Annotated in this window: 22 protein-coding genes and 1 tRNA gene; 6 read left to right on the forward strand and 17 right to left on the reverse strand. The window is 46.4% G+C overall.

Annotated features, from left to right (window positions below; all coding sequences use genetic code 11):
• Window positions 1–519 precede the first annotated feature (519 nt).
• On the forward strand, window positions 520–936 hold the full coding sequence (locus KYK27_RS05000) for a hypothetical protein (protein ID WP_199108883.1): 417 nt from the start codon (window positions 520–522) through the stop codon (window positions 934–936).
• 4 nt (window positions 937–940) lie between these two features.
• Here the strand turns inward: KYK27_RS05000 and KYK27_RS05005 are convergent, their stop codons facing one another.
• From KYK27_RS05005 to KYK27_RS05040, 8 genes are all read right to left on the reverse strand, one after another.
• Window positions 941–1,570: a TetR/AcrR family transcriptional regulator gene (locus KYK27_RS05005; protein ID WP_199108884.1), complete on the reverse strand. Its 630-nt coding sequence runs from the start codon at window positions 1,568–1,570 to the stop codon at window positions 941–943.
• 62 nt (window positions 1,571–1,632) lie between these two features.
• Window positions 1,633–2,154: a GyrI-like domain-containing protein gene (locus tag KYK27_RS05010; protein ID WP_199108885.1), complete on the reverse strand. Its 522-nt coding sequence runs from the start codon at window positions 2,152–2,154 to the stop codon at window positions 1,633–1,635.
• A complete protein-coding gene (locus KYK27_RS05015) occupies window positions 2,151–3,920 on the reverse strand; it encodes an ABC transporter ATP-binding protein (RefSeq protein WP_199108886.1) in 1,770 nt (589 codons plus the stop codon). Before KYK27_RS05015 ends, KYK27_RS05010 begins: the two co-directional genes overlap by 4 nt.
• A gap of 145 nt (window positions 3,921–4,065) precedes the next feature.
• Complete coding sequence (locus tag KYK27_RS05020; protein WP_199108887.1) at window positions 4,066–6,171, reverse strand: putative Ig domain-containing protein; 2,106 nt, start codon at window positions 6,169–6,171, stop codon at window positions 4,066–4,068.
• 316 nt (window positions 6,172–6,487) lie between these two features.
• On the reverse strand, window positions 6,488–7,795 hold the full coding sequence (locus tag KYK27_RS05025) for a cystathionine gamma-synthase family protein (RefSeq protein ID WP_199108888.1): 1,308 nt from the start codon (window positions 7,793–7,795) through the stop codon (window positions 6,488–6,490).
• 6 nt (window positions 7,796–7,801) lie between these two features.
• Entirely contained in the window at window positions 7,802–8,566 is a 765-nt protein-coding gene (truA, locus tag KYK27_RS05030; protein WP_199108889.1) for a tRNA pseudouridine(38-40) synthase TruA, read from the reverse strand.
• Window positions 8,567–8,669: 103 nt separating this feature from the next.
• Window positions 8,670–9,086, reverse strand: a complete 417-nt coding sequence (locus KYK27_RS05035) for a hypothetical protein (RefSeq protein WP_199108890.1) — start codon at window positions 9,084–9,086, stop codon at window positions 8,670–8,672.
• A gap of 140 nt (window positions 9,087–9,226) precedes the next feature.
• Window positions 9,227–10,426 (reverse strand): acetyl-CoA C-acyltransferase, encoded by a 1,200-nt coding sequence (locus KYK27_RS05040; RefSeq protein ID WP_199108891.1) that lies wholly within the window; start codon window positions 10,424–10,426, stop codon window positions 9,227–9,229.
• A 63-nt stretch (window positions 10,427–10,489) separates the two neighbouring features.
• Between KYK27_RS05040 and KYK27_RS05045 the strand changes: the two genes are divergently transcribed.
• Entirely contained in the window at window positions 10,490–10,990 is a 501-nt protein-coding gene (locus KYK27_RS05045; protein WP_199108892.1) for a DUF4293 domain-containing protein, read from the forward strand.
• Between the two features lie 439 nt (window positions 10,991–11,429).
• Here KYK27_RS05045 and KYK27_RS05050 read toward each other — a convergent pair whose 3' ends face one another.
• The 7 genes from KYK27_RS05050 to KYK27_RS05080 all read right to left on the reverse strand — a co-directional run bounded on the left by KYK27_RS05050 (window position 11,430) and on the right by KYK27_RS05080 (window position 20,256).
• On the reverse strand, window positions 11,430–12,164 hold the full coding sequence (locus tag KYK27_RS05050; RefSeq protein ID WP_199108893.1) for a DUF4476 domain-containing protein: 735 nt from the start codon (window positions 12,162–12,164) through the stop codon (window positions 11,430–11,432).
• Between the two features lie 175 nt (window positions 12,165–12,339).
• Window positions 12,340–13,038 carry an outer membrane beta-barrel protein gene (locus KYK27_RS05055; protein WP_199108894.1) on the reverse strand — a complete coding sequence of 233 codons (699 nt, stop codon included), beginning with the start codon at window positions 13,036–13,038 and terminating at the stop codon, window positions 12,340–12,342.
• Between the two features lie 247 nt (window positions 13,039–13,285).
• Complete coding sequence (locus KYK27_RS05060) at window positions 13,286–14,455, reverse strand: AIR synthase related protein (protein ID WP_199108895.1); 1,170 nt, start codon at window positions 14,453–14,455, stop codon at window positions 13,286–13,288.
• A 950-nt stretch (window positions 14,456–15,405) separates the two neighbouring features.
• A complete protein-coding gene (locus tag KYK27_RS05065; RefSeq protein ID WP_199108896.1) occupies window positions 15,406–17,355 on the reverse strand; it encodes an OmpA family protein in 1,950 nt (649 codons plus the stop codon).
• 33 nt (window positions 17,356–17,388) lie between these two features.
• Window positions 17,389–17,871 carry a hypothetical protein gene (locus KYK27_RS05070; protein WP_199108897.1) on the reverse strand — a complete coding sequence of 161 codons (483 nt, stop codon included), beginning with the start codon at window positions 17,869–17,871 and terminating at the stop codon, window positions 17,389–17,391.
• A gap of 91 nt (window positions 17,872–17,962) precedes the next feature.
• Complete coding sequence (locus KYK27_RS05075) at window positions 17,963–18,742, reverse strand: (Fe-S)-binding protein (protein WP_185195435.1); 780 nt, start codon at window positions 18,740–18,742, stop codon at window positions 17,963–17,965.
• Window positions 18,743–18,882: 140 nt separating this feature from the next.
• The gene (locus tag KYK27_RS05080) at window positions 18,883–20,256 is read right to left on the reverse strand and encodes a 4Fe-4S dicluster domain-containing protein (protein WP_199108898.1); all 1,374 of its coding nucleotides are present in this window, start codon (window positions 20,254–20,256) and stop codon (window positions 18,883–18,885) included.
• A gap of 167 nt (window positions 20,257–20,423) precedes the next feature.
• On the opposite strand from KYK27_RS05080, the gene KYK27_RS05085 reads away from it, so the two are divergent.
• A tRNA-Phe gene (locus tag KYK27_RS05085) sits at window positions 20,424–20,496 on the forward strand.
• Between the two features lie 367 nt (window positions 20,497–20,863).
• On the opposite strand, the gene KYK27_RS05090 is transcribed toward KYK27_RS05085, so the two are convergent.
• The gene (locus KYK27_RS05090) at window positions 20,864–21,958 is read right to left on the reverse strand and encodes a tetratricopeptide repeat protein (RefSeq protein ID WP_199108899.1); all 1,095 of its coding nucleotides are present in this window, start codon (window positions 21,956–21,958) and stop codon (window positions 20,864–20,866) included.
• A 152-nt stretch (window positions 21,959–22,110) separates the two neighbouring features.
• Here KYK27_RS05090 and KYK27_RS05095 point away from each other — a divergent pair, with 152 nt between their 5' ends.
• From KYK27_RS05095 to KYK27_RS05105, 3 genes are read left to right on the forward strand one after another with little or no spacing between them, the layout of a single operon-like run.
• Window positions 22,111–22,491: a phage holin family protein gene (locus tag KYK27_RS05095; protein WP_233150255.1), complete on the forward strand. Its 381-nt coding sequence runs from the start codon at window positions 22,111–22,113 to the stop codon at window positions 22,489–22,491.
• Window positions 22,488–23,093, forward strand: a complete 606-nt coding sequence (locus tag KYK27_RS05100) for a hypothetical protein (protein WP_199108900.1) — start codon at window positions 22,488–22,490, stop codon at window positions 23,091–23,093. The genes KYK27_RS05095 and KYK27_RS05100 overlap by 4 nt, the downstream gene beginning before the upstream one ends.
• On the forward strand, window positions 23,083–23,850 hold the full coding sequence (locus KYK27_RS05105; RefSeq protein ID WP_199108901.1) for a geranylgeranylglyceryl/heptaprenylglyceryl phosphate synthase: 768 nt from the start codon (window positions 23,083–23,085) through the stop codon (window positions 23,848–23,850). Before KYK27_RS05100 ends, KYK27_RS05105 begins: the two co-directional genes overlap by 11 nt.
• Here KYK27_RS05105 and KYK27_RS05110 read toward each other — a convergent pair.
• Complete coding sequence (locus KYK27_RS05110) at window positions 23,833–24,756, reverse strand: AraC family transcriptional regulator (protein WP_199108902.1); 924 nt, start codon at window positions 24,754–24,756, stop codon at window positions 23,833–23,835. The genes KYK27_RS05105 and KYK27_RS05110 overlap by 18 nt on opposite strands.
• Between the last annotated feature and the right edge of the window lie 113 nt (window positions 24,757–24,869).

Consider the following 24,869-nt stretch of genomic DNA (forward strand, 5'->3'; position numbering starts at 1 on the left):
CGGTAGTTCTAGTTCTATAGTTGCCGTGATCCAACCACCCCTTTATCCCCTCCTTGTCTAAGGCGGGGAGCTTTTCTTACTCTTCCATCTGTCATCCTGAAAGGATCTTGGTAGAAGGGAGGTAAAACCTTTGCTATAGTTTGAGTTGTAGTTTTATCGTTACGGTTTTAACCCACCCCTACCCCTCCCGAGAGGGGAATTTCTGTTAGTGCTATAGTTGGGTTTACAGTTTTATAGTTTCTGTTTCAACACCCCTGTAGTCCCCTCAAGGGGGTAATTCTGTTTTGTTATAGTTGCTGCTGTAGTTTTGAAGTTACTTCTGACATCTTTGTCCGAAACCTATCTACTGCGAACTTCTTAGTCTGCTTTGAGGCAACTATAACCCCTGCAAAATCATACTATTACCTGCCTGTTTTACAGGATATAACTATGCCATTATTATGTTGTCGGAATTTTTTAGAGCAGATTCTGTTATAGTTACGTATAGCATAATCACATTCACCACTAAACTTACTATATATGGCTATTGACTTACAGCAAATCGGCAAGAGATTCAGGTTTTACACGCACCTGAACGAGTTGGAAATGAACGACCTGAAAGCGATGACAGGCAGCGACGAAGAAACGCTGAACAACATCCTGAATGGCTGCAATATTTTGCTGGACGAGTTGGTCGCTATCGTAAAAAACTTCCCTGACCTGAATCCGCAATGGCTTATTTACGGTGAGGGAAGCATGTTTAAACCCAAAGGAGAGAACGGCGATTGCCACGATACCCCAAAGAATTGCCTCAAGAAAGACAAAGCCGCGTACCTGCAGCAAATGAAAAATATGTTGATTGAGTTAGATGCTGCAGAAGTTGCCAAAGGCCACCACGCCGATGTAGATGCTTTAATGAGCAAACTAAATGAGCTTAAAGCGAAAGCGACTGAATAGGTTACTACTGCTCGGGCTGTGCCTGCTGCTTACTGCTGATACCATTCAGAATAAGCGAAATGGTAAATAGCACATCCTGCTCTATTTTAGCGAAATTTATAGTTGGCAGCTGCTGGTAAAAGGCCCGCTCAAACTCATCGAACTGGATCAGGTCTTTTACCACCATAATAGAGTAGCCTACGCGCTCGGCTTCGCAGGGGATGAACACACCTTTCTCGATACCATCCTTTATAACGGTAGCATAGTAGTTTGTTTCCTTGGCCCTGGATTCTGCAAAAAGCTTCTGGAACAGGCTGCGCGTTTCGATCAGTACTTTAATGGAAATGGTGTGTTGTGTTACGATCTCCTGATAGTAGCGCAACGACGACTGAATGTAGAGTAAAAGCTGCTTGTGCGGATCGGGCTCCTGTTCGGCAATCTTCTTAATCCGGTACAAACTATCCTTCCACTCCTGCGAAAATGCCTCTATAAAGAGCACTTCCTTGCTTTTGTAGTAATAGTACAGGGTAGGCTTTTTAAGCCCGATGGCATGGGCAATATCGTCGAGCGTAGCCTTACTGTAACCCAGCCTCCCGAACACGGATTTGGCTGCTTCGAGTATCAGCTCTTTTTTTACGTCTGCTTTTTTGCCCAAAGTGTAGCGGCTATAGTTTAGTTAGCCTTACCAAATATACCGATTATTCTATAGTTGCAAGGTTATTCTTTTAGCGGCACTTCCACCACCGCTTTGCGGTCCTCCGGGAACCACTCCACATAAAAGTCCTCGAGCTTAAGTTTATTCTCCTCGGCATATGCAAACAGGTTGGTGTATAGTTTACCTGGCGCGATCATGTAATGCGCATTAATCTCAGAGTGCACTACTTTGCGGCCACCCGGCACATGCAGCAATTCATACCCCTCAGGCAGGCGCATAGTTGAGTCTTGTATTAGGACGCCGATAAAAGCTTTGACGGTATCACTTTTACCTGCAGGATTATTATAGTATACATTACCAAGCACTCCCTGAATATTGCCCTCCCCTACCAGCTTTGCAGCTTTCTGAAAGGCTTCGCCGAAAGCTTTGTCCTTAACAGTTCCCTCAAACCGTTGTCCGGCAAAAAGCAGTGGCTCCGATGTTGTTACCAGCACTTTAGGCTCGCTAAAGCCACCTACATAGGCATAAATACCCACCATAACGGCCATAATAAGGCCTATGGCTACTAAAAATTTCCTGCTCATATAATGATCATGTTCTTGTACTGCATCTGGTATAGTTGGGCATAGTACCCGTTGTGCCGCAGCAATTCTTCGTGGTTACCTACTTCTTTTATCTCGCCCCTATCCAGTACTATAATCTTGTCTGCTTTCTGGATAGTGCTCAGGCGGTGTGCAATCACGATAGAGGTACGGCCGTGCATCAGCTGGTCGATCGCATACTGTATCAGTTCTTCGGTTTCGGAGTCTACGCTGGAAGTGGCTTCATCCAGGATAATGATTTCCGGGTTATATACCATAGCCCGTACAAACGAAATAAGCTGACGCTGGCCTACCGATAAAGTTGCGCCACGCTCCATTACCTGGTAGTGTAGTCCGCCAGGCAGGCGCTCTATAAATTTACGGGCACCAACCAGGTCGGCGGCGCGCCACATCTGCTCTTCGGTAATGGTTTTATTACCCAGGCTAATGTTGTCAGCTATAGTTCCGGAGAACAGGAACACATCCTGCAGCACAACCCCGATATGGTGACGCAATACGCTCAGGTCGTATTCTTTTATATCGTGCCCGTCCACTATAATATGGCCTTTGTTGATCTCGTAAAAGCGGTTGAGCAAGTTGATGATGGATGTTTTACCGGCACCGGTCGCGCCTACAAAGGCTACTGTTTCGCCAGCCTTTACATCAAACGAAATATCGCGCAGCACCCATTCTTCGTCGTTGTAGGCAAACCACACATTCTCGAACCGCACATTGCCTTTTATCTTTTCCGGCGTATAGGTACCGTTGTCGGCAATCATTTCCTTGCTGTCCAGTAGCTTCATCAGGCGTTCGGTACTTACCACACCCAGCTGCAGCGTGTTAAAGCGGTCGGCTATCATGCGTATCGGGCGGAAGAACATCTGGATGTACAGGATAAAGGCCATCAGCGTACCCAGTGATGTTTCGTCATCTATCACGCCATGCGCACCATACCAAACCAGCAAACCCAGACCAGCAGCACCAATTATCTCGGCTACCGGAAAGTAAATGCTATAGTATAACACAGACCTCACGTTGGCGCGGGTATGTTCTTTGTTGATCTCCCGGAACTTGTCCATCTCGCGCTTCTCGTTGTTAAAGATCTGCACGATGCTCATGCCGGTAATATGCTCCTGCACAAACGAGTTTAGCCTGGAAACTGCAGTGCGCACTTCCTGAAACGTTTCTTTTATCTTCTCTTTAAAAATGTAGGTACTGATGAGCATGATCGGGAAGGTAGAAAGGCTGACAAGTGCCAGTTCCCAATCGATGTAAAACATGAAGCCAACTATAAATACCAGCTGCAGAATATCACCGATCATCGCGGCAAGGCCTTCACTGAACACATCCGACAAAGTTTCCACATCCGATACGTTACGGGTTACCAGGGTGCCGATTGGGGTGCGGTCGAAGAATTTAAGGCGGAGATCAAGTATGTGGCGGTATAGTTTGATGCGGATATCGCGGACCACATGCTGCCCGAGCCAGCCGGCAAAATAGGTATGTAAGTACTGAACGATAGCATGCACCACCAGCAGCACACCCAAGATCACGAACATCTTGTTCAGGCCCTGCCAGTCGCCCTGTAATATCTCGTTATCAACGGTGTACTGTATCAGGAAAGGGCGTACAGCAGCAAGTATAGCAGAGGCAAAAGTGAGGAATACGATAAAGTAGAAAATACGCACGTGTGGCTTCACGAACTCAAAGAGCCGCTTCAGCACGTCTGCATCGAATACCCTGCCTGTATTTTTAGGTTTGTCTTCCAAAATCCGCGAATAGTAAAACGTATAAATATGGGCTTTTATGGCCTCCGCCGTGTAATTGCAGGCATTTATACTTAACCAATCGCAAAGGTAAGTGTTTTTAACGGACTAAAATGCCCGTTTTTGCAGCGATAAGTACAGCGGAACGCTATTGTTTTACAACCTTTACGTGCTGCACCTGTGTGGCGGTTATCAGGCGGACAAAGTAAATTCCGGGTTTAAAAGCTGCTGTATTGATTTCGGATTCGAAGTATTGCATTTTATTTCCTTCGCCCTGCTGCAGTATCGTTACCAGCTGGCCTTTTGCATCCAGAAGTTCCAGTTTATAGTTGCCGGCAGTTGGCAGTACAAATTCCAGGGTGGTAGCAGCACTGAAAGGGTTCGGATACGCTATCAGCCGGAGCTCTTCCTCAACAACCTCAGCAGGGATAAGCGGGTCGCAGGTGCCCAGGTAACAGCCGTGGTCGAGGTGTTCCTGCACTTTGCTTTTGGCTACACAGATCGTCTGGCCGTTGTGACAGATCAATACTTTCTCGTTGTTATCACCGCAGCTGGCGTCAGTTACTTTTAAGTATAGTTCCTGCACGGCCAAGCCGCCGTTGTGGTGCCATTTATCTTCCGCTATCAGCTTTACAGTGTATTCGCCTACATCGGCTATAGTTGGCGTTCCGGAAAGTGTAGCGCTGCCATTTCCGTTATCCACTAAAGTCAGCCAGGCGGGTAGTTGTTTAGCAAATATATCCAGGCGGTCGCCATAGTTCAGATCGCTGTCCTGCACCTTAATTTCATACCTATAGGCATAGCCAGCTGCCAACGGATATTCGGTTGGGGCTGATGCAAAAACCGGAGGCGTGTTCACAACTATATTAAAGCTATGTACCTGTTCGTCTTTATGGGTATCGCGCGCTTTTACGGTGATGGCATTTACACCCCAGTTCTTTACTTCCGGTGTCCAGGTTACGGGCATGTTTACCGGGTTTGCAGCTATAGTTGGCAGTTTAGCTACACCATCCGGCAGCCCTTTTATTTCTACCAGTTGTACCTTGTCAGTTACATCAGGGTCTGATGCCTGCACGGTAAAATCTATCCTTTGCCCCGGACTTACGAATGTATAACTCTTGGCAGCTGGCGTGGGCGGTACATCAAATTTAGGTTTGTAGCTCACCTGTATAGTTACCGATGTAGTGGTTTGCACACCTTTCAGGTCCTGGGCTATAAAGTTGATGACATGCACCCCCAGATTTGCAGCAGCTGGCGTCCAGGAGAAGGTGCTTTGTACGGGGTTATTGGTAGCTGGCAGCGCCGGGTTAAGGGCAGCACCTGCCGGAATGCCGGTAGCCTGCAACATTACATTGTCATTGGGGTCTGCATCCTGGGCCTTGACTACAAAATTCACGTTCTGGCCGGGTGATACCTGGAAAACCACCTGGTTAGCCGGCGTTATACTATAATCAAACACCGGTGGTGTAGACTGCTCTGTAATTTTGATAACGAAGTCTGTGGTTACGCTGGCTCCCCTGCTATCGGTAACCGTAATGCCGGCATTGTACATATCGCCTGCCAGCTTGCCTATCGTGTTAAAAGAGAACGTTCCGGTTGTGGCATTTACAGCTAAGCCTTCCGGGTTATTACCTCCCCCCATCTCCTGCTGGTTAGCCAGCCTGAAAGTAAGCGCATCGCCATCGGGATCTGTTACAGGCATCCGGAAAGAAGCAGTGGCTTTGCTATGCGGTAGGTTAACTATAGCCGGAAGCGTTGTTACCGGGGCACTGTTTCCGTTGCCTATAGTTACCTTAGTCTGTAAATTCCAGTTGCCATCAGCGTTATTTTTGAGGGAGCTCACGCGGCAGCAGCCGGTAAAGTAAGCTGTATAGGTGCCCGCCGAACTATAGGTTTTCGTAATGATCGCCTCGCCGTACATCCAGTCATCTGTTTCGCTAACAGCCGTAACCTGCAAGGGTATAGCAGTAGCCGTTCCATCCCCGAAAAAGAAATCGCCGGGGTTAACAGTTTGCCCCTTTCCGGCATAAAACGCCGTGTAGCGCCACGACTGGCTTACTTTAAACTCAACGGTATTGCCACTTACCCAGCGCCAGCTAACATTCCCATACCGGAAATGCGATGCCTGTGCGGCTGTAGCAGTGAATATAAAGAGAAGTATCAGAAAAGACTTGCCAGCACCATGCGCCGCTATCAGGCGCACGAGCGATTTTAAAATACGGATTGCAGTTTCAGGGTGTAAAGGTGCCTGCATGTATTTGATATTAGGGTTACAGAATTGGGTCGCGGTAGCAAAAAGTGCAAGAGCTGTGACAGGAGAAGGTGTTTGGAGTAATTTTACCTCAGTAGTTTGTATACTTTACTAAACAACCTCCGTATGATGCATTTAAACTCACCTGCACACGCACATATATAATTTTACTTATATATCCCAACGATAACCCAGCAGATTGGTTTCAACTTTTTATAAAAATCATTATATTAAATATATAATTAATTGAATTCTTGAAAACAAAAGAGCCGCAACTATAAAGCTGCGGCTCTTTTGTTTGTTAGTATACTGTTCTTACTTATACGTAACTGTTTACGCTAACCGGCACCTTTTCAAGCGCCTGCTCTATGTCGTTTATTATATCGTCAGGGTGCTCCACACCTACCGAAATACGCACCATGCCTTCCCCAATTCCCATCACAGCTCTGTCAGCCGGAGAGATGTCGGAGTGGGTCATGGAGGCCGGGTGTTCTGCCAACGATTCTGTTCCGCCTAAGCTTACAGCCAGTTTTATCAGTTTCAGGTTGTTCAGGAAGGTAAAGGCTTCTTTTTCGCCGCCCTTAATATCAAACGAGATCATAGAGCCCGCAGACAGGCACTGCTTTTCGTAAATGGCCTGTTGGTGCGGGTTCTCCTGCAGATCGCCTAGATAATAAATACGATCTACTTTCGAATGATTTTTAAGATACGCCGCTACGGTTTCGGCACCACGCGCCTGGCATTCCATACGTATCTTCAAGGTCTCCAGCGAACGCATCAGCATCCAGCCTGTCCACGGGCTGGCCATAGATCCCATAAAGGTACGCATGGCTTTTACCTGCTTCATTAGCTCCACAGAACCTAAACAGGCGCCGGCAATAAGGTCAGAGTGGCCGCCTATGTACTTGGTAGCCGAGTAAACCAACAGATCAGCGCCGTGCTTTAAAGGGTGGCAGAACAGCGGACCAAGGAACGTATTATCAACAGCAACTATAACCTTTCTGTCTTCTGTAGAATATTTCTTGGCCAGCGTAGCGCAGGCTTCGATGTCCACTAAATGGTTGGTTGGGTTGGCAGGGGTCTCGATGTAAACCATGGCCAGTTTATCAGCCACACCAGAGGCAACCAGCAGTTCATCTACTTCGTGCGCCTCCATGTTGGCCCTGAAACCGATGCTTTGAATACCGAATTTCGGAAGGATGTTTTTGATGTAGTAATCAGAGCCGCCATAAATTGGCTCGCTGTGCAGGATAACGTCGCCAGGTTTAAGCAGAGCCAGCAGCATGGTACTGATAGCAGCCATACCACTTGCGAAAACAGCTGCATCCTGGGCACCATCCCAGAAGCGGAGGCGGTTTTCTAAAATTTCGAGGTCAGGGTTGTTGAGGCGGCTGTAGATAAGGCCCATTTGCTCTTCGGCATCTTTGGTGCGCAGGCCGTAAGCCAGTTCAAAAAATGCTTTGCCTTCTTCAGCGTTCTTAAAAACGAAAGTAGATGTCTGGTAGATGGGAGCTTTCACAGCCATTTCTGACCACTCCGGGTTGTACCCATAACTCATCATTAAGCTTTCTGGCCGCAGGTGCTTACCGTTTAAATGCGGCCCACGATGGTCTTCTTCTAGTTGCATAGAATTTTATAGTTTGGTTTGGGTGATGTTTTGAAATAAAGGCTCCGGATACTCTACACTGGCCAGGTAAAGACCTTCGGAGGGAGCTGCGCCACTGGCCAGGCTCCTGTCCTGGCTGGCAATAATGTTCTCGAAATCTGCTACCGTTAGCTTACCACGGCCTACATCTGCCAACGCGCCAACTATAAGCCGCACCATTCCGCGCAAAAACCGGTTCGCTCTGATCGTGAAGATCAGCGAATCGCCCTGCTGCTGCCAGCAAGCTTCGTACATATTGCAGCGGTAGTGTTTGGTATCGCCTTTTACTTTGCTGAAGGTGGTAAAATCCTCGTACTTTAAAAGTAAAGTTGCTCCCTGATTCATCAATCCTATATCCAGCGGCTTGCTATGGTACCAGGCGTAGTAGCGCTTAAACGGATTTTTGGTGAGCGTGATGTGGTAATGATATGTGCGGGCAAAGGCATCAAAACGGGCGTGCGCCTCGTCGTGCACCGGGTATAAATTATAGGCAGAAATATCGTCTGGCAAAATGCGGTTCAGGCGGTAAACAATGTGCTGCGGATCTAGCTGCTGAGTTGAGTCGAAATGCACGAACTGCTGACTGGCATGTACGCCGGTATCGGTACGGCCGCTGCCGGTCGTGTTTATAGTTTCGCGCAATATTTTACTCAGGCTGTCGTCCAGCACTTCCTGCACCGAAATAGCATTGGGCTGTATCTGCCACCCGTGGAAACGTGTGCCGTCGTAGGCTATCTCTAAGAAATACCGCATGCAACAAAGTTATGATTTCCTTTGAAAGCTGCATTAAACTATAGCACATAAAAAGCCCGGCTACACAAAGTATAGCCGGGCTTTGGGTCACTGTTAGGTATGTTTAATTACTTCTGCCGGTTCTCTCAAAAACTACATCGCGTATAGTTCTTGGGGTGCGGCGCTCATCTTCACGCTTGCGCTCTTCTACACGGCGCTTTTCTTCTTCACGACGTCTTTCCTCTACGCGACGTTGCTCAGCTGTTCTTTCCCAAGGGTAATCGCGCTCTACTCTTCTATCGTCATCCCTTCTGCGATCCTCATCTCTTTCCCAACGGTCATCATCGTCGCGGTCGTGTTTTTTATATTTCTTGTTATGCTTAGCGTAAGCCTTTTCGCGCTTCCATCCGGCGTGGGCACGATGTTTCTCGTTTACAAACTCAGGTCTCTTGCTTCTGGCGTTGCTGTTACCCTGCGCTATGGCTGCCTGACCAACTATCGTCAGCACTGCTACCAATACAATTGTCAATACCTTTTTCATAAGCTTCAGTTAATATGTTGTTTTGCTATATACAAAGGCAGTGCCAGCTTTATCAACTATAGTTCCATTTCCCAACCATAAAAAGCAAAACCCCGCTCCTGCTACCAGAAACGGGGTTTTTATAGTTGAAATTTTTGTTACTATAGTTTCTCATAGATGATCGCAGCGCCTTGCCCTACACCCACGCACATGGTTGCCAGGCCATAACGCACATTTTCGCGTCGCTTCATTTCGTGCAGCAACGTTGCTGAAATACGTGTACCACTTGCACCCAGCGGGTGACCAATGGCAATAGAACCACCATTCACGTTAACAATAGCCGGATCGATGCCCAATTGCTGTACACATGGCAAGGCCTGCGCGGCAAAGGCTTCGTTTATTTCGGCCAGGCCAATATCGTTTATAGTTAAGCCTGCTCTTTTCAGTGCTTTTAAAGTTGCCGGAACCGGCCCCATGCCCATATGGCTTGGCTCTACACCAGCCACCGCCACCGAAACCACGCGTGCCATTGGCGTTAAGCCAAGTCGGTTCACGGTCTCTTCGCTAACTATAAGCGAAGCTGCTGCACCATCGTTTATACCCGACGAGTTACCTGCCGTTACGCTACCGCTTTTTTTAAACGCCGGCGCTAGCTGGCCTAACTTTTCTATAGTTGATAACCGTGGATGCTCGTCCGTATCGAAAATAATAGGATCAGCTTTGCGTTGCGGAACAGGATAAGCGATGATCTCATCTCTGAATTTACCGGCTTCGTGGGCTGCTTTATACTTTAGCTGCGAATTATGAGCAAACTCGTCCTGCGCTTCACGTGAAACACCTTCGCGCTCCGCAACATTTTCGGCCGTCTCGCCCATAGCAAACGGATGATGCAGTTTAGATAAGGTTGGGTTTGTGAAGCGCCATCCTATGGTTGTATCGTAAATCTCGGGAGTTCTGCTGAAAGCAGTTTCAGCCTTTGCCATTACAAACGGAGCACGGGTCATGCTTTCTACGCCGCCGGCCAGGTATACGTCGCCATCGCCGCTTTTAATAGCACGGCTGGCATCCATGATAGCCTGCAAGCCCGAAGCGCAAAGCCTGTTAACCGTTACGCCCCCGATCTGCAGTGGTAAACCAGCCAAAAGCAACGCCATACGCGCAACGTTGCGGTTATCTTCGCCGGCCTGGTTAGCAGCTCCCAATACTACGTCCTCAATCAACTCCGGCGCTACCTGCGGATTCCGGGCCATCAGCTCTCTTAAAATAAAGGCGGCCATGTCATCTGGACGCACCGTACTAAGGCTTCCGCCAAACTTGCCAACAGGTGTTCTAACTATATCTATGATGTAAGCTGAATTCATTATTTTAGTTTTACAGGTCTTTGTCTAATTTTGCAACGCTTTGCAAGTTAAATTAACCTACACATGATACAAAGAATTCAATCCGTATTTCTGTTTCTGCTGGTACTGGCCGTTATTTCGATGCTGTTCTTACCGCTCTGGTCTAAAACTGATGCCGCAACCGGCGAAACGATTGTACTTACTGCCTGGGAGCTGAAATCGCAGGTACTTAATGCTGATGGCGAAGCTACCGCTGCCGGCACTGTTCCGTCTAAAAGCACTATTGCTCTCGGGCTGCTGGCTATAGTTGCTGCTGTAGTTGCGCTGGTAGAGATCTTCCAGTTCCGTAGCCGCCTGAACCAGATGAAGCTGGGCTTACTAAATACATTGGTACTAGCTGCGCTTTTCGGAACGTCGTTTTATTATGCTACTTATGTTGGCGCCAAAATGATAGAAGGAACCGACAACGGCTCGTACGAGGCTGGTTTTTATATGCCGATGCTGGGATTACTGTTCAATGCCCTGGCCAACCGCTTCATTAAACGCGACGAAGACCTGGTAAGATCAGTAGACAGACTGAGATAGTTTTGGAGTTTAAGAGTTAGAGAGTTTGGGAGTTATTGAAGTTAGAAAGTTAACTCTGAACTATAGTTATAAGGCCGCTTTCGGAGTTTTCCGGGAGCGGCTTTTATTTTTATTAAAAATCAGAACATGGCGCGAGCGTCTTCGCTCGTGACTAACTATAGTTGGGCCTCCGGCCCTTTAATAATATTTGTACTTACCTTTTACAGTGGCCGGAGGCCACCCTATACTAAACACGAGCGAGGACGCTCGCGCTATGATGATTTTTTAAATGAAAAAGCCGCTCTTCCTTATTAAGGGAGCGGCTTTTTACATCACAAACAATCTGTTTAACTATTTAACACTTTAACTTTAACACTCAATTTTTACATCGTTGTGGAAGAAAGACGCAAAGTATCGCGCCTCTACACCTTTCTAACTTTTTAACTTCCCAACTTTCTAACTAGCGCCTGCGGCTGGTATACTTCTCCAACTCCCTCACGCTGCTATCGAATTTGAAGATGTCATACACGTAGTAGAAACGCTCGCGGTCGCACACGTAGTCGTAAGCGTATTTGGCGAACTCTACTCTTGTGCTTTCATAATCGAACTGCTGCAGAAGGTATTTCAGGTCTTCGGCCAGGATGCTGCTGTTGCGCAGGGCTTCGCGGGCTATCGTTAGTTTGGTGCTCTCGAAGCTGCGGCTTTTCATGGCATCAGCTAAGCGGTCTACATCCTGTCGGCTCATCAGGTAATCGCAACGGTCGCGGGTATCATAACGGTCGTCGTAACGGGGTGGCGCTGGTCTGTAGGGTTCTGCTGGCGGATATGGTACACGTGGAACTACAACCGGCGGCGGCGGCAACAACGGCACTTCGCTCAGCACTCTCAGCTTTAATTTGCCTTTGCGCTCCACTACATCTACGCCATAGTTGGTCTCGAAACCGTGGCGCACATATACATTAGTACCTAATTGGTAATCGCGGTAGCGGCCGCGCACTTTCACTTCCACGTAATGCTTGCCCGGGCGCAGATGATCAACACGCACAAAGTTTGAAGCCTTGTGGTTTACCAGTTTGCCATCCAGTTTCAGGTAAAAAGGCTCGCCGGCAGGGGCTCTGAAAGTTAGCACAGAAGCTTGTACCAATACCGGCATCGCCAGTAGCACAAGCAGGAGCGGAAGTAGAAGCTTTCTCATGGTAGTATAGTTTAAATGCTATACTTTGCCCAACTCAATTTCTGTGCCACTTATATAGGTTTTTGCTGTTATAGTTTGAATTTATAGTTTTGAGTGGTTACAACTGGTTTATTCTCTGATCAATAGATAGCAAAAAAGCTGCAAATTTCCACCTGCGGCTTTTCTGATAACGAAACTATATTTTATAGTTTACTCCTAAGCCAAGAGATTTATAGATACGTCTCCCCATAGGCGAGTATTGTTCCCAGTCGTAATGAAAGGAATTCTGACCGGTAAGATTTCTTTTATAAAATAAGTATTCAGCATGGCCGTAGAATCTACTGCTTATCTTATAGTTCACACCAAGCCCCGCGGTAGCAAATAAGTTCATGCCGTTTACACTCGAATTACTAGCTGTTGTTTCACCGTTTCTTATTTCCTGAGTTTCAGCTTTTGTAAAACCGAAAGAAGGAATCATGCTTATTGTTCCATAAACAGGAAACCGTTTGAACGCTTTTAGAAAAATCATTTGTGCAGTAACAGGAACTGCTAAAACATTAGTTTTAGAATACTGTCTGTACTTTACAGGATCATTATTATTTTGATTCAAGGACCACTCAAGTTTATCTTTACTGCCACCATAACCTACACCTATTTGTATGCTTAACCTATCACTAAGATTATATCCCGCATGTAAAGCTATAGGAGTAAAATATCCTGACTTAATTCCGTCTAGTTCTTCACCATCTTTATAGTAAATATGATAGGTAACTGTAGTTAAGCTTAGCCCTACATAAGCTCGTTTTAAGGATTTTTCTGTTGAGTCAGGATTAACCTGGGCAACTGCGGTTAATGAGCTAAGTGAAAGGGTAAGTGACAGGAATAGTGTTTTCATATATTGGACAAGTCTAGGAATATAGCACAATCTAAATATTAAAGTCCAACTATAAAAGGCTATTTCACACCATCTGTAACATCACTTACTATTAGCCAAAGTCCTTAGAATAAGCTCCTGCATTTAATCTGCCGTTATTCTATGTTAAAAAACCACACTTTTAATGACCATCTGTAACTTCCGGGCAACAAAAAAGCCACAGGCTTTATACCTGCGGCTTTTCGTAAATTTATAGTTACAGCTATAGTTAGCCTTCGTAGTAAAACTCGCCGTGAGCGCTTTTTATGGTTAGTTCGTTGGTTTTGCTGGCTTCCACGCGGCCAATTATCTGGGCATCCACATTAAAGGATTTTGAAATTGTGATCAGCTCCTGCGCGTATTGCTGCGGCAGGTAAATTTCCAGGCGGTGGCCCATGTTGAACACCTTGTACATTTCTTTCCAGTCGGTGTGGCTTTGCTCCTGTATAATGCGGAACAATGGCGGCGTTGGGAACAGGTTATCCTTTATGATGTGTACCTTATCGGTGAAGTGTAGCACTTTGGTCTGGGCGCCGCCGCTGCAATGCACCATGCCGTGTATGTGCTGGCGGTGCTCCTGCAAAATAGCTTTAACTATAGGCGCATAAGTTCTTGTCGGCGATAACACCAGTTTACCTATTTCCATACCTGTTTCCTTGTCTATATCGGTCATGCGTTTGGTACCGGAGTAAACCAGGTCCACAGGCAATTCTGGGTCGTAGCTTTCAGGGTACGAGGCCGCCAGGTAGTTATGAAACACATCATGACGGGCCGATGTAAGGCCGTTGCTACCCATACCGCCATTATACTCCGTTTCGTAAGTGGCCTGGCCAAAAGAGGCAAAACCAACTATAACGTCTCCGGGCTGTATGGTGTGGTTGCTGATCACCTCGTCGCGGCGCATGCGGGCTGTTACCGTGCTGTCAACTATAATAGTGCGTACCAGGTCGCCTACATCCGCAGTTTCGCCGCCGGTACTATAAATACCGATTCCGTTATCGCGGAGCATCTGCAGCACTTCTTCAGTACCGTTTATAATAGCCGCAATTACGTCTCCGGAAACCAGGTGCTTGTTACGGCCAATCGTTGATGAAAGCAGGATGTTATCGGTAGCGCCTACGCAAAGCAGGTCATCGGTATTCATTACCACAGCATCCTGGGCAATGCCTTTCCAAACGCTCAGGTCGCCGGTCTCTTTCCAGTACAGGTACGCTAGAGATGATTTGGTACCGGCTCCATCGGCGTGCATGATGTTGCAGTAGTCCGGGTCGCCGGTCAGTATATCCGGAATGATCTTGCAGAAAGCTTTCGGGAAAATGCCTTTGTCGATGTTCTTGATGGCGTTGTGCACATCTTCTTTGGAAGCCGACACGCCGCGGCGCAAATATCTGTTTTCCATAGTTCGAGATGATTTGCTTACAAATTTAACAAAGCAACCGGGATAAGCGCTGTAATCCTTGAAATAAGTTGTGCAGAGGTAATATTGAATGGTAAATTGATTTCCGCCTGAGCTATAGTTATTCATATTGGTTTTTGCTGGCGCGGGTTTGCAACCCGTGTCTTTTATGGGGTTGCGTTTGTAACCTAGCTGGCCTGACAGGGGCAGGAATTGTCTGAATCAGGATTTACAGGATTAAAGGATTTTCAGGATGGGGCTTATCGCTATAGTTGAGTTGGAGTTTCTATAGTTGTCGTTTTAACCCACCCCTGCCCCTCCCGAGAGGGGAATTTCTGCTGTAGTTGTAGTTGAGGTTACAGTTCTATTTTTTCTGATTTAACACCCCTATAGTCCCCTCAAGGGGACAATTCTGCTATTACAAATTTCTAAACTATAGTTACAGACCATGAGCAGGACAAGTTTACCTGTCCCCTTGGAATTACAACCACGATAAAGCTCGAAGCTTACCGGCTCCAACTATAGACAAACTACAGCTATGCGAAACCTATCAGTCTTTGGGTGGAGCGCCTTTGATTTGTTGCGGTGCCGATAGGCAATCCGAGGTTACGAGGGAAGCAAGAAAGCAGCAGCGCGATGTCCGAAGACGGGGCCTCCCGGCCGTGGGGGCACCAAAGCTGAATTGAAACTGTAGGCAAGTAGAGCTCCTAGGATTTGAAGTTATTTGAAAGTATAGTTTGGCTCGGATAGTAGAAAATCAAACTATAAGCCGAGATAGATTTCTCACGCTGTTCGAAATGACATAAGAGAAGTTAGCAATAGACTAGACGCTAGCAGGAGCTTCGTCTCCCCAATCCTGTTAATCTCACAAACCTTATTAATTCTGAGGCTCAGAAATAAAAAAGCAGCTGAAGTATAAACTCCAGCTGCCCTCTTATGTAGCGCTACACTGATTACTCCTGTATACGTACCACTTTAAATTCAGTACGTCGGTTACGCTGGTGTTCGGCATCGGTTTTCGCATTTTTAACGACCAGCCTGGTTTCGCCATAGCCTTTAGCTGTAATGCGGTTTCGGCTTATACCTTTCGAGATGATATACTCCACAGCCGACTCTGCACGACGTTGCGACAGGTCCAGGTTATAGATATCAGACCCACGAACGTCGGTATGTGAGCTTAGCTCGATGGAGATGTTCGGGTTATCCTGCAGTATCTCCACCAGTTTATCCAGTTCCAAAGTCGCATCCGGACGTATATCTGCTTTATCGAAATCATAGAAAATGTTTTCCAGCACAATTGGCTTTTCTTTCACGATCTCATTCAGCACCAGCGTCGTTTTCAGACGGATGTCGTTAACATCTTCCAGCAGTTGATCCTGCGATGGTATTTTACCTACTGTCGTAATACGATTTCGTGCTGTAAAGAAACCTGCTTTTTCAGAGATCAGCGAGTAAGTAGAGGCTGTATCCAGGGCAAAAGAGAATTTCCCCTCCGCATCGGAAGTAGTTTCTTTTATTTTCTGGCCTTTTTCGTTCTGTAGTACAACCAACTGGTTCGGAACTATAGTTTGCTCTTTAGCTCCTTCGCGGCGCAGGAATACGGTACCATCTACATAAAAATTAACCTGCTTGCGTTGCGACTTAACTAAACTATAAAGATCATCGCCACCTTTACCACCTTCGCGGTTCGACGAAAAGAAGCCCCGGGTATTGCTCTGGAAGTAAATACTGAAATCATCTCCGGAAGAGTTTACAGGCGTGCCCATGTTTACAGGCTTTCCATTCTCTACCCTGAACAGATCGAGGTTACCTAAGCCCGGCAAACCATCTGAGGCAATGTACAAGGTGCCATCAGGAGCTACATGCACAAAGCTTTCGTTACCCGGCGTGTTAATGTCTGGTCCTAAATTCTCTGGTGCTCCAAAGCGGCCATTCTCATCTATAGTTACTTTATAGATATCGTTGCCACCCAATCCGCCTTTTCTGTCTGATGAGAAGTAGAGTGTTTTGCCATCCGGTGAGAAAGCTGGTGAAGAATCCCAGGCGCGGGCATCGTTTATAGTTAGCAGCTTTGGTTCGGTCCAGGCATTGGAGCGGAAATAAGTAACGAAAAGATCTACGTTCTGCCGGCCTTTCTTGGAACCTTCGTTGCCACGTGCAAAAACCATTGTTTTACCGTCGTTTGCAAAAGTTGCCAGTGCATCGTGTATACCTTCCAGGTTCACGCTTTCGAACTTACGAACGGCTCCGCCCATTTCAGCCATAGAGTCTGTAAGGGTAGTCGCGTAAATATCAATAAAGCCTTCGCCGTTCCCCATGTATGCCTTGCCCGGCTCACGGGTAGAGGAGAATATCAGCTCGTTGTTCAGGATGTATGGCGCAAATTCAGAGCCATCGGTATTCAGGGCCTGCAGGTTCTGAACTTCATATGGATACTTGCCACGCATAATTTCGCTCAGTTGCCCAAAGTTCTCCACTTCGCGGGCAGCCAGTCCTTTTAACCTGGAGTTGGTGCCTATATTGGCATAGTCCTGTAGTTGGTTCAGGGCTTCTTCGTACTTGCCATTTGCCTTCAGGGCCATGCCATGGTAGTAATATGCCTGCTCTTTGCGATAACCGCCGTCGAGGGCTGCTTTATAAAATGGCTCCGCTTCCGCTAACCTGTTCGATAGACGGTAAGACTCCGCGATTTTATAGTTTACTTCACCAGGGTTTTTAGAATTGCTCAGCGCCTGCTTATAGTACTCAATGGCTTTGTCGTACTGCTCCATCTCGAAGCGCTTATCACCTTTGCCCAGGTACTGCCCTGCTCCACATGCACTTACAAACAAAGCAAGCAAGGCCAGTAAGCAAATGTGCTTCAGGCTTCTGGTTAACTGGGTAGCGTCTGGCATCTGGTGCATGTGCTTTTTATGTCTTAAGTAGTAGGCAGATTTCTAAAAGTAACGTGAAAGCCAGCTTTGTTGCGCCGGCCGTGGCCATTCGGCCTGCAGGTCGCCATAGTTGGTAACGAGCGTATCAAAATATAAGGTATCCTTATTTATATCACCGGCAGTTACTTTGTCTTTCAGCTGACCAACACTTACTAACTCCATGTCTCCATCTTTCAGGAAAGCTAACTGCGAACGGTCTAAAAATGAAACATTGAACCGCTGTTCCAGCTCCCGCACAAAATTAACCGACTTATCTATAGAGCACCCGCTGGATGCTGTGGCGCTTTCATTATTCGCCAATACCAAAAACCGGTTATGCAACAACTCTGCCGATGCCTGGAGATCATTGCCATGGCTGCTCCAGTCAGTTGCAAAAGCCTGCAATAACGGTTTTATTTCAGCCCGTTCTGCCTCAGTTATCGGTCTGCTTGCCTGGTAAATCCAGACGCGCGCCTGCGGTGGCAGCTCATCAAACGGAATATACATATTGATTGTTAATTGTTAGTTGTTGATTGTTGCTCGTTAACTGTAATATGAAATATAGATTCTACAATAATTAACAATCAGCGATCAACAATTATTTAGTAAGTCCTTCGGCTTGTGCTATCAACTCAGCGATGTCGAACACTTTTACGTTTTGTTCCTGCTCCTTGTTCTTCACGCCATCGTTCATCATTACCATGCAAAACGGACAGGCTGTCGCAATTACACCTTCTGCTCCTAAAGTAGCCAGAGCTTCTTCGGTTCTTTCGATATTGATCTCTTTACGGCCTGGCTCTGCTTCTTTAAACATCTGGGCACCACCGGCACCGCAGCATAGTCCATTGGCGCGGCTACGCTTCATTTCAACCAGGTCAGCATCCAAAGCAGCCAGCACATCGCGCGGCGCTTCGTAAATGTCATTGGCTCTGCCTAAATAGCAGGAATCATGATACGTAATTCGCTTGCCTTTGAATGCCTCGCCACCCTGCACATGTACTTTCCCTTCGTTTATAAGTTGCTGCAGGAACGTAGAGTGGTGAATAACCTCATAGTTGCCACCCAGGTCAGGGTATTCGTTTTTGATGGTGTTAAAGCAATGCGGGCAGGCTGTTACTATTTTTTTAATGTTATAGCCGTTCAGTACTTCTATGTTGGTAAGCGCCTGCATCTGGAACAGGAACTCGTTACCGGCACGCTTGGCGGGATCGCCGGTGCAGCTTTCTTCAGTACCTAATACAGCATATTTTACGCCCACATGTTCCAGAATCTGTACAAACGCGCGGGTTACTCTTTTATAACGATCATCGAAAGAGCCGGCACAGCCAACCCAAAACAGCACTTCCGGTTCCTGACCATTGGCAGCCATTTCGGCCATGGTAGGTACTTTTATTAACTTTTTATTTTCTTCCATCTGAGTATTTGTAATAAACTAAGGACAGTTTGACAAAAGACAAAGGACTTAACTTTTAGGCCCAGCATCAATGACTTATGTTCTTTATCTGGAAATTCTTTTGTCTAGTTCTTGCTTGGTAAGTATAGTTCGTCGGCCCAGTTAAAGCGGTCAGAAGCCGGGAACGCCCATGGTGCACCATTGTTCTCTATGTTAGTAAACATAGCGTTAAGCGATGCCGGTGCAGCCGATTCTTCCAGTACCAGGTAGCGACGCAGGTCCATGATCGTAGATAGCTGATCGATGTTTACCGGGCAGGATTCTACGCAGGCATTACAGGTAGTGCAGGCCCATAGTTCTTCCGGTGTGATGTAGCCACGCAGCAACGTCTTCTCTTCTGTAGTTTCCACGCGCTCCACGCCCATCTCTTTGTAATGGTTTGGCCTGAAGATAGCTGGATGCTCGCCTTTTTCTTCCATGCGGTCGCGGGTATCCATGATGATCTTGCGCGGCGAAAGTAGTTTGCCTGTAATATTAGCCGGACAAACTGAAGTACAACGCCCGCACTCGGTACAGGTATAAGCATCCATCATCTGTTTCCAGGTCAGGTCTTCTATATCTTTTGCTCCGAAGCGCTGTATTACCGGGTTGCCTTCTGCATCTACTTCCGGTGCCGGTGGCTGGTAGCTTGGGTCCAGCATCGCTTTTATCTCGTGCGTAATAGCTGGGTTGGTTGTCATTTTGCCCTTTGGTACCAGTTTAGAGAAGTACACGTTCGGGAAAGCCATGATGATGTGGAAGTGCTTGGAGCTTGGCAGGTAATTCATAAATGCCAGGATACCGATGATGTGGATCCACCAGCCTACACTTGCTATAGTTGCCAGCGTGCCGGCATCAGCGCCAAAGGCATTGACAAACATGCTGCTCACCGGAAAAGCGCCTGCCAGTTCGTGGCCTCTCAGTTCTGCTAATTTCAGGTCGGCAATGTTAAAGGCGAAAAGGGCAAACATCAGAACGATCTCGATCATCAGGATAATGCTGGCATCCATTTTAGGCCATGCACGCATTTCTACGCCTGTTGCCAGGCGCGGAACGCGCGTTACGTTACGTCGCCACAGGAAGATAGCACAAGCCACAATTACCAGCGCTGCCAATATCTCGTTCACTGCCATCAGGCCATCGTAAAACGGCCCCATAAAGCCCAGCACACGGTGCGTTCCGAAAATACCGTCGATCAGGATCTCCAGCACTTCGATGTTGATGACCAGGAAGCCTACATAAACAAACAGGTGAAGGATAGCCGGCAACATACGCTTAAACATTTTCTGCTGCCCAAAGGCCACCAGCAATGTTTTATTGATACGCTCCGAGGGGTTGTCCTCTAGTACAAGGTCACGGCCCAGCTGTATGTTTTTTCGGATTTTGCGGATCTGCCACACAAAAAGGCCAATGCCTATGGCTGCCACAATCAGGAAGATAATGTTTGAAATTCCTATCACGGTAAATTATTCGTTATACATACCAATTTATAGATAAAGATAGCATTTAATAAGAACAAACGCATATATAGGCCTTTTTTAAAATTTTTTTAGCCGGAATGTTTGCTACTTAAAAGTTAGTTGCTACTTTTGCATACCCTTACGGAAAAGGGTGACACAACAGAGCTGGTGATGTAGCTCAGTTGGTAGAGCAAAGGACTGAAAATCCTTGTGTCGTTGGTTCGATTCCAATCATCACCACAACGGAACCCTTGTCAGAAACGGCAAGGGTTTTTTGTTTTTAAGCCATTCCTGGTTGATTCTTTATAGTTTGCCTGAACTATAGTTTCCCTTATTTCACTCTATCTCTTGTTGCTTATATTGCTCCTGCATCTATACTATAGTTTGTAGTTAATTGATGCGTTTAAGCTTATCACAACTATAACGCCGAAATAATCTTCTGGATTTACACGCAGCTGATGATGAAAGCAAAGTTTTTAGGTGTAACATACCAGCAGCCGATTATAAGACTTTCGTGTCAAGACTTTCGTGTTCTTTCTCCGAGCTTCAACTATAGTTTATAAGCGCAGTTACAACCTGGCTTTAGATAGAACCTCCGAAACTATAGCTAATAACAATTAGCCCTCAGCTCCAGCAAAGCAGCAGAATACCCCAGCTCATACGCCTGGTTAAAATAGATGCAGGCTGAATCCGGCTCCTGTAACTCCATTTTGGTTCTGCCCATCAGGTAATTTACTCTTCCATTTTCTTTATCCGTAGCAAGGGCGCGGCGGTAATCATGCTCTGATAGCTTGTGTGCTTCAATTTTATAGTAGCCAAAACCGCGGTAGGTCAGGGCAGTTACCCGCTTTTCCTTATCTGTGCCGTAGCGCAGGTAGGTTGAGAAATCGCTGAGAGCTGGCTTATATTTCTGCAGGTAAAACAAGCGTACTTCTCCTCGTGCCAGGTAAGCGTCCCATAGTTTCTCGTTTAAATGAATGGCCCGGTTCAGGTCCGCTTCAGCTTGCAGGTAACTTGCCAGGTGCTGCCGACTAACTCCCCGCATAAAATATACATCTGCCGACGGCTTTTTCTGATAAGCGATTGCCTGGTTAAAATCCTGCAGGGCAGCTTCGTAATCTTCAAAAACATTTAGCTCCAGCCAACCTCTTTCTTTGTAAGCAGCAGCGTGCTCGGGCTTAAAATTAATCGCATCAGACAACATGCGGTGCGCACTACTGTATTTACCGTCAGCTATATAGGTTAAAGCTGTTTTATATTTATCTTCACCGGCAATGTGGTCCATTACTACTTTCAGCAGCAGGCTGAAAAGTAAGATTCCGCTTACAAAAGCAATGGTTATGTACAGATCTTTCCGCGAAAACTCGTGCTTTTCTGTTCGGATAGGCCGGTAGTAGCGTTCCGAAACCGGGGCAGGCTGCCTGGTGTAACGGTAGCGGTCGTTATAATAGGGCTGGTACTGCTGTATTACCCGCTCACGCTCACGTAGGTACTGCAGTTTCAGGTCGTAACGGGCGCGTTTGCCAGGGTTAGACAACACTTGGTAAGCCGTATTAACAAGCTTAAACCTATCCTCGGCCAGTTTATTATTGGGATTTTTATCAGGGTGGTACTTAACGGCCAGTTTTTTATACGCCTGCTTTACCTCTTGCTGGGTAGCTGCCGGGGCAATGCCAAGTACGGTATAAAAATTCTGTTCCAATGCAGTTAAGCTTAAACTCTGGGTGACATTAAAGGTAATTAAAACACATTTTTAGCCTTAATTGTATGTAAGGTAGCAATGTAATTATACTTTACGTAAATATTTGAATACACCTGCGTATACAGGGTAAGCAATAAAAAAAGCTAAAAACTATGGCAATGCAAGATAACGGCACGAAAGAAAAAAACACTCATATTATCGATAACCTGATGGGTTACATCGATACTCGCATCGATATTATACGATTAGAGATACAGGATAAGCTAAAGGTAGCTTTTGTAGGGGCAACACATGGTATATTACTAGGCTTGGTGGGCTTTATGTGCCTTATTTTTGTAAACATCTTTCTGGGCCTGCTTTTAAACCATCTTTTGGATAGTACGTTCTGGGGCTTCGGCATCATCGCTTTATTTTACATTGTGCTGTTGGTTATACTTGTAGTTGGTTTAGATAAAAAAGTGTTCCAGGGCATGGCCGACAAAACATTTGACAACACAATTTATAAGACTGATAAAAGAGAAAAATCAATATGAGCGAGCTTAACAATCCATTGTTTGATAACCAGCGGGAATTTCTGGAGCGTCAGAAAGAAGAGTACAGAAATGCCCTGATGGGCGACGTAGAGCAGATTAAAAGTCAGGGGCAGGAAATAGGCAAAAAAGTAGCCATTGCTGGGGGCGTTGTGCTGGCCGGCCTGCTAATCAGACGTATGTTTACCGGCAACGATAAAAAAAAAGCCTCAAAAATAACCAAAGTTAAAAAAGGCGAAGCTGCTGTTGCCGGAACTATACCCGTATCGCACCCAATACCGGACTACGACCCGATAGCACACAGAACAGTAACAGACTTTACGGCTGAAGAGCCGATGGCCGTAACTGCTGCTAAACAAAAGGCAAAAAAGGAAAAGAAGCAGAAGGTAAAATCCGGGCCAGGCCTGGTGCAGCGCGTTATAAACTCTCCATATGCGCGCACAATGGCCTTAGAAGGCGTTGCGCTGCTTGTGGCGTATGTTACTAAAAAGGCAGCAGAACGCATGCATACTGAATCTGAAAATACCGATATTGCAGCTAAAGCTGTTCCGGCTACCGAAGCAGACCCAGTTGTACAAAGCGCCTCAGAAAAGCATGCCATTTAACACTCTTCGCGAAAAACAGCAGAACAACCGAACAGGCAAAAAGCACTTTGCCGTATTGCTAGACCCCGATAACCTGGATGAAGCAAGCTGCCTGCAACTGCTGCATATGAGCGAAGCCAGCCACGTCGATTTCTTTTTTGTAGGTGGCAGCCTGATAACAACAGAAAATCAGGCAACAATTATTCAACTGATTAAACAGCATAGCCAGATACCGGTTATACTTTTTCCAAGCAACAGTTTGCACATCGATAAACAAGCAGATGGCATCCTGTTGCTTTCTTTAATTTCGGGCCGGAACCCCGATTTCCTGATTGGGCAGCATGTACTGTCCGCACCAATTTTGAAAGCCAGCAACCTGCATGTGTACCCAACCGGCTATATGTTAGTAGACTGTGGCCGGCAGACCACTGCTTCGTACATGAGCGGTACTACGCCTATCCCTTACGACAAGCCTGCTATTGCTACCAGCACTGCCATGGCCGGCGAATTGCTTGGGTTAAAGTATATGTACCTGGATGGGGGTAGCGGAGCGGCAAAACCTATAAGTGCTGAGATGATTACGGCCGTGTGCGAAGCTGTTGAAGTACCGGTTATAGTTGGCGGCGGCATTAATACCGCGGACAAGGCAAAAGCGGCTTTAGAGGCAGGCGCCGATGTAATTGTGGTGGGTAACCATATAGAAAAAAACCCCGGCTTTCTGGCCGAGGTTTCTTCTATAGTTCATTCTTATAATCTTGCCTTAGATGTTCATCGCTGATTCACGGCGACGCATCTTACCGGCAGGAATACCAAACATCATCTTGAATCTGCGGCAGAAGTAAGCAGTATCTTTGTAACCAACTTCTTTACCAATTTCGCGGATGCTCTTCTTAGTAGTTCTTAGCAGGAACACGGCACGCTCCATACGCTGGTACTCAATGTAATCCTGAGGGTTAATACCAGTCAGCATTTTGAAGTACTGGCCTACATAATCCTCCGATACGTTCGCAACGTTAGAAAGCACCTTGTTAGAAAGATCGCCACCTAAGTTCTCCTTAATATAGTTGAACAGGTCTATGAGGCGTGGATCTTTGAAGTAAGTACTGTTTGTTGCCAGTTGCTCCACAAACATTCTGTTGCGAAGTATATGACGCACAACTTCTACTACAATATTCTCTGTATAGATGTTGATCAAACGCTCTTTACCTGGCAGATCCTGCATGCTTTCTTCCACCACTTTTATCACCAGGTTGGCCAGCTTGTTGTTTCCTGAGATCAGGAACGCAGGCACATCCAGAGATGAAAAGAAGTTTACAGAGTCAAATACCTTCGCTTCGAAACTTACAAAGCTGTGGCTCTCTTCTGCATCACCGATAAGGTCAAGATCGCTGTTATTTTTAAAGAACTTCTCTTTATTCGTGATCAGGTCATCGTTAGAAATCACCTTCCCGTCACCAGCACCGTATCTAACACGTGTGTTTCGGCCACCCGGAATAAACAGCAGTTCCCCCTCTTCTACCGTTTGCTCCTCATCGCCATAGGATATACTGCCTTTATGCAGCAGTATCAGGTTGTTGCCAACATCATAGTAGTTGCGTACCGTGAACGGCTGTTGCAACACCAGATTCTTAGCCTTAATGAACCGCACCCCAAGCGATTCAATAATTTTATTGTAATCTTCCATTGTTTAACCAACTAACTTTTATACTATAAACCCGTTAATTATGGCTTAAAGCTAAGACTAATCTTTATAAAATTCAAATTAAATTTTAAAAATAAATTTTAATTCGAAAAAAC

This window comes from Pontibacter populi (assembly GCF_019336435.1).
GTDB lineage: Bacteria > Bacteroidota > Bacteroidia > Cytophagales > Hymenobacteraceae > Pontibacter > Pontibacter humidus.